Source organism: Shewanella frigidimarina (assembly GCF_003797125.1).
In the GTDB taxonomy this organism is placed as follows: domain Bacteria; phylum Pseudomonadota; class Gammaproteobacteria; order Enterobacterales; family Shewanellaceae; genus Shewanella; species Shewanella frigidimarina.
Genome location: NZ_RKKE01000001.1, coordinates 1,117,126 through 1,128,739 on the forward strand (window position 1 = coordinate 1,117,126; position 11,614 = coordinate 1,128,739).

4 protein-coding genes are annotated in these 11,614 nt (G+C 41.7%); 1 reads left to right on the forward strand and 3 read right to left on the reverse strand.

Annotated elements, in window-relative coordinates:
* Positions 1–643: 643 nt before the first annotated feature.
* Positions 644–3,241 (reverse strand): bifunctional aconitate hydratase 2/2-methylisocitrate dehydratase, encoded by a 2,598-nt coding sequence (gene acnB / locus EGC86_RS04920; RefSeq protein WP_011639185.1) that lies wholly within the window; start codon positions 3,239–3,241, stop codon positions 644–646.
* 402 nt (positions 3,242–3,643) lie between these two features.
* On the opposite strand from acnB, the gene hxpB reads away from it, so the two are divergent.
* On the forward strand, positions 3,644–4,336 hold the full coding sequence (gene hxpB / locus EGC86_RS04925) for a hexitol phosphatase HxpB (protein ID WP_123776801.1): 693 nt from the start codon (positions 3,644–3,646) through the stop codon (positions 4,334–4,336).
* A gap of 161 nt (positions 4,337–4,497) precedes the next feature.
* Here the strand turns inward: hxpB and EGC86_RS04930 are convergent, their stop codons facing one another.
* Both EGC86_RS04930 and EGC86_RS04935 read right to left on the reverse strand, forming a co-directional pair.
* Positions 4,498–6,762: a patatin-like phospholipase family protein gene (locus tag EGC86_RS04930; protein WP_011639187.1), complete on the reverse strand. Its 2,265-nt coding sequence runs from the start codon at positions 6,760–6,762 to the stop codon at positions 4,498–4,500.
* Positions 6,763–6,870: 108 nt separating this feature from the next.
* Positions 6,871–11,334 (reverse strand): EAL domain-containing protein, encoded by a 4,464-nt coding sequence (locus tag EGC86_RS04935; protein WP_123776802.1) that lies wholly within the window; start codon positions 11,332–11,334, stop codon positions 6,871–6,873.
* Positions 11,335–11,614: the final 280 nt, after the last annotated feature.

Consider the following 11,614-nt stretch of genomic DNA (forward strand, 5'->3'; position numbering starts at 1 on the left):
CACTCAAAGAGAGATCGTGGCTATATATGACACCAGAAAACACATTGAGGGTTTTAGAAATTTAGTGGGTCATGGTAAATTTTTATAAAAACAAGTTCAAATACTTGTCCCTTAAACGTATTTCTGTCCATAAATGAGTTAGATTCCTTGATTGAAAAAGCCTAAATTCAACTCTGAACTTGAGGCCGTTGAAGAAAATAGCGTGAGCTGGCCATGGATGGCCCGCTAGCTTTCGAGGGGAAGGGACGCCCCATCGTAAGCGTTAGCATTTTCGAATAAGGCTGAAGAACACCAACACGAAGTTAAAAGCTGGATCAATCCCCATGGCGACCTTTTCGCTGTTTGAAAATGTTGCGGGGCGGCTGGGAGTTCCAAGAGGGAACAGCCGTTGGTTTCCTCTTGGTCTGGTGTGGGTGAAGCGCCACGACGTTAGTGGCCTCAGGCCATAAGAACATAGATATGGCTAATTTTCGCATTGGTTTTAGCCGTTGATTAATTTAGTGGGATCAGGGTAAATCTTTATAAAAAGATAGGTTGAAACTCATTTTTATCCTGAAATAAGTTACAAGTTAAACAATATAACACCAATAAAAATGCCAGCATTTCTGCTGGCATTTTTGATCAATTGTTAACTCGTTTAAGCTTAAAGCGCGGCTTGGAAAATCACGCTGTCGGCTTTCTTAGTGTAAGAATCGATTTGGTCGAAGTTCAAGTAACGGTAAGTATCAGCTGCTGTTGCATCCAATTCTTTAGCGTAGTTTTGATATTCTTCAACTGAAGGTAAACGACCTAGTAACGCTGCTACTGCTGCTAACTCAGCTGATGCTAAGTAAACGTTTGCGCCAGTACCTAAACGGTTAGGGAAGTTACGTGTAGACGTTGATACTACAGTAGCACCTTCTGCAACACGTGCTTGGTTACCCATACATAGAGAACAACCAGGGATCTCGATGCGAGCACCAACACGGCCGAAGATTGAGTAGTAACCCTCTTCAGTTAATTGATCGCGGTCCATCTTAGTTGGTGGTGCAATCCATAAACGAGTTGGTAACGTAGTAGCAAACTTTTCTAACATCTTACCAGTCGCACGGAAGTGACCGATGTTAGTCATACAAGAACCAACAAACACTTCGTCAATCTTAGTTTGTGCAACGCTTGATAATAATACAGCATCATCAGGATCGTTTGGTGCACAAAGGATTGGCTCTTTGATGTCGTTTAGATTGATTTCGATAATTTCAGCATATTCTGCATCTTTATCTGCTTCCATCAACTGTGGGTTAGCAATCCATTCTTGCATCGCAGTAATACGACGTTCAATAGTACGACGATCGCCATAACCTTCTGCAATCATCCACTTTAACATGACGATGTTAGAGGTTAGATATTCAATGATTGGCTCTTTGTCTAGCTTAATGCTACAACCTGCAGCTGAACGCTCAGCAGATGCATCAGATAATTCGAATGCTTGTTCAACTTTAAGTTTTTCAAGACCTTCGATTTCTAATACGCGGCCAGAGAAAGCGTTGATTTTGCCTTTCTTCTCAACCGTTAGCAGACCCATTTCAATTGCTTTTAATGGGATAGCATGAACTAAATCACGTAAGGTAATACCTGGTTGCATTTCGCCTTTAAAGCGCACTAGCACTGACTCTGGCATATCAAGAGGCATGACACCTGTTGCAGCAGCAAATGCCACTAAACCAGAACCGGCTGGGAACGAAATACCAATAGGGAAACGAGTATGTGAATCACCACCAGTACCTACGGTATCTGGTAATAACATACGGTTTAACCACGAGTGAATAACCCCGTCACCTGGACGTAAAGCAACACCACCACGGTTCATAATGAAATCTGGTAGTGTGTGATGAGTGGTAACATCCACTGGCTTTGGATAAGCCGCAGTGTGGCAGAATGACTGCATGGTTAAATCAGCACTAAAGCCTAAACATGCTAAGTCTTTTAACTCATCACGTGTCATAGGACCGGTAGTGTCTTGTGAACCAACAGAGGTCATCTTAGGTTCGCAGTATTGACCAGGACGAACACCTGATACGCCACATGCTTTACCGACCATTTTTTGGGCTAAAGTAAAACCTTTGTTAGATGCAGCGATATCTTGTGGACGAACGAATACTTTTGATGCTTCAAGGCCTAAGGTTTCACGCGCACGGTCAGTAAGACCACGACCAATGATCAATGGAATACGACCACCAGCACGAACTTCATCTAACAATACTTCGGTTTTAAGCTCGAATGTAGAGATAACTTCATCAGTGCCGTGACGCTTAACTACACCTTCATAAGGGTAGATATCGATCACATCGCCAGTGTCCATTTGATCAACGTTTAGTTCGATCGGTAATGCACCCGCATCTTCCATGGTGTTGAAGAAAATTGGCGCAATTTTGTTACCTAAACAGAAGCCACCAGCACGCTTGTTAGGTACAAAAGGAATGTCATCACCCATAAACCATAACACTGAGTTAGTGGCAGATTTACGTGAAGAACCCGTACCAACAACATCACCTACGTAAACTAAAGGATGACCTTTACCTTTTAACGCTTCGATTTCTTTGATTGGACCCACAACACCTGATTCATCAGGCACAATACCGTCACGCGCATTTTTTAGCATTGCTAATGCGTGTAGTGGAATATCTGGACGAGACCATGCATCTGGCGCAGGAGACAAATCATCAGTGTTAGTTTCACCAGACACTTTGAAAACAGTTAAGGTAACTTTGTCAGCCAATTTGGGACGATTTAAGAACCAATCTGCATTGGCCCAAGCATCAACTACTTGCTTAGCAAAATCATTGCCCGCTTGCATTTTTTCAACAACATCGTGGTATGAATCAAACATCAACAATGTATTTGAAAGTGCGGTAACCGATAGAGGTGCTAATGCTGCATTATCTAGTTGGTCAATTAACGGCTCAATGTTGTAACCACCTTGCATAGTGCCAAGCAGTTTAACAGCGTGTTCTGCGCTTAAGATAGGAGATGACACAGTGCCTTTAGCGACTGCATCAAGGAAAGCGGCTTTAACGTAAGCAGCTTCATCTACTCCTGGTGGAATACGATTTTCGAGCAAGTCGAGGATGAATGCCTCTTCACCTGCTGGGGGTGTTTCAAATAACTTAACCAGTTCAGCCACTTGTTGTGCATTTAATGGCTTAGGGACTACGCCCTCTGCAGCACGTTCTGCGACGTGTTTACGATATGCTTCTAGCACGGCAACATTCCTCTTTGTTTGACGCCTAACGGCGAAACTCAGCGCCACTATGGTTACGCTGATAATTCCACTGGTTCGGGCTTGAAATCCGACCTCCAGTATACTACAGCTTTATAAAAGTATGAATCAGCTCACACTCTCAGAGGTATGAAATCAATGCGATTTATCAACCTAAAAATCAATTTAACGCCAAGTTGAATAAAATAAAATTAGACAATAGTTTGAAACAGGCGGAAATTCTCTTAAATACATTAACTTATACAGTACCCACTGATTAAACTATATACAAAAAAATATCCCCTTTTTTAAATAAAATATTTTTTAAAAAGTGTGTTTTGATTGTGTCCAATCAACAACAACGTGATAATTAGCGCTTAACATTGTGCCGTTTATGGAGTCAGTATTGTGTCGAACCAAATAAAAGCCGTTATTTTTGATATGGATGGGATTTTAATCGATTCCGAACCGGCTTGGCAGTTGGCCGAGCAGACTGTCCTAAATAGCTTTGGACTTAATCTCAGCCTTGAAGAAGTGGAGCAAACCACAGGCTTGCGTATTGATCATGTTGTTAGCTATTGGCACCAACGTTTTCCTTGGCCAAATTACGACAATACAGCTACGGCCAATACCATAGTTAATGAAGTTGTAAGCCAAATAAAAGCCAATGGTGAACCAATGCGAGGCGTTATTGAGTCGCTAGAGACGTGCAAACGTTTAGGGCTTAAAATAGGTTTAGCCACATCGTCATCATCATTAATTATTGAAGCTGTGCTGCATAAGTTGGCCATTGGCCATTATTTTGATGCGATTGAGTCCGCTGAAAATCTCGATTATGGCAAACCACATCCTGAAGTATATTTAAATTGCGCTAAAGGACTGGGCATTGCGCCAGGACAATGCATCGCAATTGAAGATTCGTTTAATGGTTTAATTGCCGCGCGGGCTGCCAGTATGCAAACCGTAGCCATTCCTGCGCCCCACACAGCCACACAAACTAAATGGGTGATTGCCCATAACCAACTTGCTCATGCCGGATTATTACCCGCGCTGCTTAACAAGGTCGCTGCGCTGCTAGAGCTGACTGCGTCCTGCTAGAGTTGCTAAGCTGCGAGGACGATAACAATCAATAACAGCGAACGCTGCGCTCACGGATAGAGCGCTTTTAGCTCGATTGTTATCGCTTGCCACCGCTCGTCACCAAGATTTTATAGCCTCTAGCCGCGTAGCGCTCTAGGCTTTTGGCTTAGATAGACTGCCTAAAAGTTTTTACCAACAAATAAGTAAAATGCTGTTTCACCGCGGTCGGTAAAACCAAAACCTAATGCTGCAGGGCCCCAATCGGTGTCGGTTCCGAGATAGAAACTACCGGCATAAATTAAATCATCTAAATCGACATCATCACGATCAAACCACACATTACCGGCTTCAAGACTGGTTCCTAAATACAAAGGCAAGTCGGTGATCAATACATCACGGCCGAGATCGTATTGATAGATCACTGCCCCAAACACTTTATGTGCACCAATTAAGGTGTCTTTACGGAAACCCGACAAATTCAAGAAACCGCCTAAATCTGCCACATGCAAGGTAAAGTTACCGTCATTCTCTACGGTCGCCAGCTCCACCTTACCTACAATGGCGTGATTTCCGAGTTTCAACGCACCCTTCCAATCCGCTTCAAATTGCCAAGCAAGATCATCACTAAAGGTCGTATCGACATTGCTTAATCCATTGTAGGATTCGTCTCTTAAGTAGCTGACAAAGGTAATTCGATTACCTTCAGTCGGGAAGCTAATGCTGTTTAGGCTGTCGTAGGCCACTTTAAAATAGCCACCCGTTGAATGATAATCTAGTGAATCAACCGAGCCAAATTCACTGCTAACCCGACCATCTTCGCCGACAAAGCCTAATTCGATAATTCCATCTGAATTAAAGTTATAGCCGATACCTAAAACGATTTGAGCGACATTATTTTCGAGTTCAACATAACGGCTATCTTGATCAATTAAATCCCAATCTTTCATTTCATACTGGAATCGCGCTAGGCTATAAAATGTTTGATCACGATCTAATGGCTGATAAAACTCAGTGCCGACTAACTTTTTATACCCAAGTTCTAATTCATTACGCCACTCACCACCATTTTCGGTTAAGTCGGTCATGGTGTAAGCCAAGCTTAACGTAATAGCTGAATCTAAGGTGAAGTCATCTTCCCAGTTAAAGCCTGCTTGAAAGTAATTCGGCCCCCATGATTTTGCTCGGGTGGTAATGGTTAAAATTCGGCCTTGCTCAACATCTTCAAACTCAGCATCGACACGCTCGAATTTATTCAATGAATACACTCGGTTTAAGGCTAAATTTAACTCTTCTTTGGTTAGTACAACGCCTTCGGTAATCCCTAAACGATCGCGCAGTAATTTTTCGCTGACTTTTGATTGATTATCAAAAGCAATTTTATAGATGGGTTTTTTAAGTGGATCGATCCACATTAAGCTTTGTTGTAATTTATCCGCTTGATAAGCCAAATAGTCTTGCTCACCAATACCAAGCGGTTCTAGCTTCACCAACTCTAATATAGCGGCATCTTCACCTAATTTAAGCGCTAATGGCATGATTGAAAAATCAGTGGTACTTAGGCTATCAATGGCGGGACGAATGAGAATATCACCAGTCGTCAGTAAGGTCTTTTGGCGGGCGGTGCTCGCTTGAGTCAAAATGGTTGAGAGCTGCTCTAGTACGGCAATAGTACTGTCCAAGTTTTCTTGTTTGGTGAGTGCAGAACCAATATCGACGGCAATAATGATATCTGCCCCCATGGCTTTCACCACATCGATAGGCATATTATTGGCAATTCCGCCATCAACCAGTAAACGACCGTTAATCAGTGCTGGCTGCAATGCTCCTGGTACTGTGGCAGATGCTTGCATGGCTTGTACTACACTGCCGCTGGATAACACCACCGCTTCACTGGTTGCCAAATCCGTCGCTACCGCTCGGTACGGAATCGCGAGTTCATCAAAGTCACCAAACTGTTCGACTAAGCCTGTCGAGTGACGTAATAGTTGAGACATGCTTTGACCACGTAACAAACCACTAGGTGAGGTTAAGCTATTATTGTTATAACCCACAGTCAGTGGAATATTAAACTGATCACGTTGCTGTTTATCACGATAGCTTAACTTATCGCGCGGAATGGTGTCTGAGTAGCCTTTAGACCATTCACCACTGAGCATGATTTCTTCAATTTGGTCGGCGTTATAGCCTAACGCGTACATACCAGCAACGTAAGCGCCAATACTGGTACCCGCAATGTAATCGACCGGAATATGATATTTCTCAAGTACTTTCAACACACCAATATGTGCAGCCCCTTTTGCCCCACCGCCACTCAGCACTAAGCCAATAGTGGGTCTTTCTTTAGCGGCTTTTTTCGCAGCATAGACAGGTTGCACTGCTAGGCTAAAGCAAATACAGCTAGCCAAAAACCAGGTAGATAAGTTAAGGCGCAAAATTTGTTGCATAAATCATTCCGAAAGTAAGTAAAAACAACTTATTCTAACAAAATTTAACCAATACCCATACTAATGGATAGCAGCAAGAAGATTACCTTGGCATCATCAATGAACACATCATTCATTAATCCCCATTTGTCGCTTAATATCGAGCTCAAGTTCGGCTTTGGGCATCGGCTTGGCAAAATAATATCCCTGAATAATGTGGCAACCACGCTGAACGACTTGTGCAAGCTGTTCAGATGTTTCCACGCCTTCAGCAACGACCTCAAGGGATAGGTTACGAGCTAATTCAATAATACTGCTCACAATGGCTTGATCGGCTTGATGGGTGTCAATATGGATTAAAAACGAGCGATCAATTTTCAGAATATTGACTTGGAATGAACGTAAATACGCAAGCGACGAATAACCGGTACCGAAATCATCGATGGCAACATCAATACCTAACTGCTCTAACGCGCGTAAATGCTGGCTGGCAATATCAATTTCTTTCATCAATACGCCTTCGGTAATTTCTACCGACAAACATCTAGCAGGCATACCAGTTTGATGCAATGTCGCAGTCAAAAAGTCGATAAAATCTGGTTGTCTAAAATGCATTGCAGACACATTAACCGACACTGTTATCTCGCTTTGATATCGCTGATGCCAATCTGCACCGTCGAGACAAGCTTGGGTAAGTACCCAACGATCAATCTCAACAATCAAGCCGCAAGATTCTGCAATACCAATGAACACATCGGGGTTAACCATGCCATCTTTTGGGTGTTTCCAACGAATTAATGCTTCAACGCCAACAATACTATTTTGTTGGTCAACATCTATCTGAGGCTGATAATACAATTCAAATTCATTGCACAGTATCGCTCGATGTAAATCAGCCTCTATGCGCAAGTGATACAACGCTTCTGCATTACGTTCTGCTGAATAATATTGAAAATTACCACGGCCTTCTTCTTTAGCATGGTACATGGCTAAATCGGCGTTTTTAATCAAGGTTTCAGGCGTTTGATCATCATCAGACCAAATGCTAATACCAATGCTGGTCGAAATGAAAAATTCTCGTCCGTATAATTTAAAAGGAGTTTCTATTTGTTTTAATAACTGTTTTGCAATGTGGTTAATGGTGTCGACGTCTTTTGCATCACGCAGCAAAATAACAAATTCATCACCGCCAAAGCGACACAACAAATGCTCTTCAGACAAACAAGACTGCAGCCTACTTGCAGCTTCAACGAGTAATGCATCACCCATACTGTGGCCGTATGAGTCATTAACATGTTTAAATCTGTCGAGATCTAAAAATAATAACGCTAAGGTTTCTTTATGCTGTTTTGCCGTTTCAATAACTTGGCCCAATCGACGCGAAAACATCGCTCGATTAGCTAAGCCAGTTAACATGTCATTGTTTGCTAAACGGCGCAGATGTAACTCATTATGCTTACGTTCAGTGATATCTGAAAATACCACCACATAATGTAATGCCGAACCATTCATATTAAACATGGTCGATACATTTATCCAAACAGGGCATCGGCTACCATCACTGCAATTAAACTCACATTCTCCAGTCCAAAAACGTTCCTTATCGAACACCTCTTCCATGTCAAAAGGCTCTATAGTCTCAAACACTAAATCGGAAAAAGGTTTGCCAGCTAAATCACTCTTTTTAGCCGCTAGAATTAAATTAGCCGCTGCGTTGCTAATTTTTATGTTCTTTTTCATGTCTAATATCAACATGCCTTCGGAGGTATTTTCAAATGCTTGGGCTAATAAATTGGCTTCACTTTCAAGGGTTCTTTGTTGAGTAATATCGGTATACATCCCTGCAGCATAAATTAACCTTCCATTGTTAATATCTACCTCAATAGCACGGCCTTTAATGCGTAACCAATGCCACTGATGATCATGCTGATTACGATATCGATACTCGGCATCAATCATCTCCACTTTACCGTTAACAAGGTCCTGCCACACAGATGTGATTCTCTCAACATCGTCTTGATGTACTGGGATATCTTCTAATTTAACGTTAATGTGCGTGTCTGGTCCTAATACCCCACCTCGGTTATCGAGTGACAGCACTTGTGTTGATGCATGCCATTCCCATAGGTCAGAGTCGCTGCCTTTTAACGATTGACGTAAGCGTTCGTCACTTTCAATCAATGCATGATTCATTTGCTTAAAACGATGAATTTGTCTCTGTCTGTATAACAATATAATGGCGGCTATCAGCAAAATGCTAAAAATCAATGCACCAGTAAATTGTTGCGAGCGCCACCAAAACTGCTTTACCGTAAATCGATATTGAAATGGCTCATTCGACCACACACCATTTCTTTTATATAAAAGCTCAAGTGCATACGCCCCAGCGCTTAAACCGGTAATATTAATCTGTGACTGGCCCTCTAATAGCACGTAATTGCCAGAGTCTGCGCCATCTTTAACCAAACGATACTGTATGGTCATCGGCTTATCATCAAGGTAATCGAGTACGGCAATTTGAAAGCTAATTAAACTGGCACCGGGTTCTACTTGCGACAATTGACTTGGAATGAGATAAACCTCGGTATTGTTTTCATAAAACACCGATACAGATTCAAGTATCACTTTGTCATTAACAGTGCGCGGCGCCAGTTTATCGAGGTCGATTAACATTGCGCCGTCTGGCGTACCCACAAAAAAGCCTTTATCAGGATCATAAAATTTTGCCGACTCATTAAATTCATCGGAAATAAAACCGTCTTTATGGCTATACGAACTGACTTTGCCTGTCGCCTTATTAACCTTAATAATGGCACTGGCACAGCCAACGATATGATCTGTTTCAGTATCTTGTAAAAAGAACACCACTTTACAATCGATCTTCCACTGTTGATCCAGCGAAATAACCTCATCGGTTTGAGTATTAAATTGATAAATCCCTTGCTGGGACGTACCTAACCAGATAACACCCGGTGACACTTGCATAAGACTATTCATGGTTGGGACATTAGTAAAATCAGCAAATACATCCACTTTAGAAATATATTCGCCAGAGGTCGTCAAATAGCCAAAATGTTTACCGCCACTAATCCATAAATGCCCAGCATCATCCCTTAATAAAGCTTTATAAAAGGTATTACTCAATGACTGCTGCCCATCTGATAAAACTTGTAACGTTAAATCAGCATTACCATTTTGCCAATAATACAGACCCTTATTGGTGGTAAACCAAATGACATCTTTGTGTAGTTCATCACGATAAATCCCAATAACAATTCTATCGTTTAGTGACTCGCTACCACCGCTCCATGTAGCAAAATTGGTACTGACATTAGTCTTTTTATTGACTACATATAAACCACTGGTAGTGGCCAACACAAGATGCTCCGCGTTCAAGGATTCAATCCTGTAAATACTGTCGCTCAGTGCAAAACCTGTGGGAATAACCATGGTTGAAGTTTGGTTCTGAGTGTTAACTACAGACAAACCACCATCGGTACCTAGCCACACCTTATCGCCTTCGCTGTATACCGACCACACCATTTCATTATCAAGTTGATAGGGTGGCTTTTTAGAATAATCTTCAATTAAAAAATGAGGTTTACCAGCAATCACCGCCAACCCATCACCTGAGCCACCAACCCACAATAAACCATTAGAATCCACCGCCATATCATGAATGTAATCAATGTTGGCTCGCTGCTTAAGCTCGTCTCGATATACGGTTAATTTGTTATTTTCTGGACTCCAAAATATCAATCCTGCTCGGCTTGAAATCCACAAATCACCATTAAGATCTTGTTCCATTTGATCAACATAATAGGGAATTTCAGGCACCGATTGCACGGTAAGCGTCTCAATATCGACCTTAAATAACCCTTTCGATGTCAGCATCCACACTCTTTGTTGTTTATCTTGGAACAACTTTCTGATGGAATCGTTTTTATCAGACCACGGAAATGTGCCAATGAAGGTTCCATCGGCCTGGTGCAGCTGAAGTTCGTGATTAGTCGAAAACAAATACTGGGAGTTGTGTAACTCAAGCGCATTGCGCCAAGGTAAATTGTGGTCTAATGAATGGCTTGGAGATAAAGACAATTGCTGAGAAGCATCATCAAAATAATACACTTGGCCAGAGTAAGCGAGCATCAGCAACCGTCCATCAAGCTGACGCTGAGTTGCCGCCACGCGAATACTTTTATTGATATTAGTCGCATCATTATCTTCAGGTTTAAGCAATAAGCTGAAGTGATTGTCTAAAATACTGTAAAGATATAACGAGGAATTAGTACCAACAAGCAAATGGTCTTGGCCAGAATTAACTACTGTTGTAATCAGTTCATCATCAAGTACCGAGTCAAACCCCACTTTATCAATGCGCCTTACCTTACTATTACTAACGCGATAAAGACCTTGTTGAGTCGCCAGCCATACGTGACCATAACCGTCAAAACTAATGTCTTGAATAGTCGCATTAGCTAAACCATCTTTGGCGTTAAATACTCGCTGAACAATGTCTGCACTACATGCAGGTAATACCGTAAATAAGGATAATATAAAACAGCCTAGGCTTACCAATACAGCTCTGGTCATAAATTCAATTTATCCTTTACGTGATCAAATGCAGGCAAGCCCCACACGTAGTAAAAACAGGTTTATCGTCATCCACACATTAATCATCTTGGTGTTGTGATAATTTTTTTCTGCCGCCAAAATCAACATAGGTTGTTGTCGTTATTCTGGACGATTAAAATGAGATTTTTATAAATAATATTAATGTTTTAACATTATTTTAATAGGAAAGTCACCCCCGAGCTAATCATAATTAGATTCACTTTCAATCAGACTAAATCGGCATGCTGCAAAATGTCCC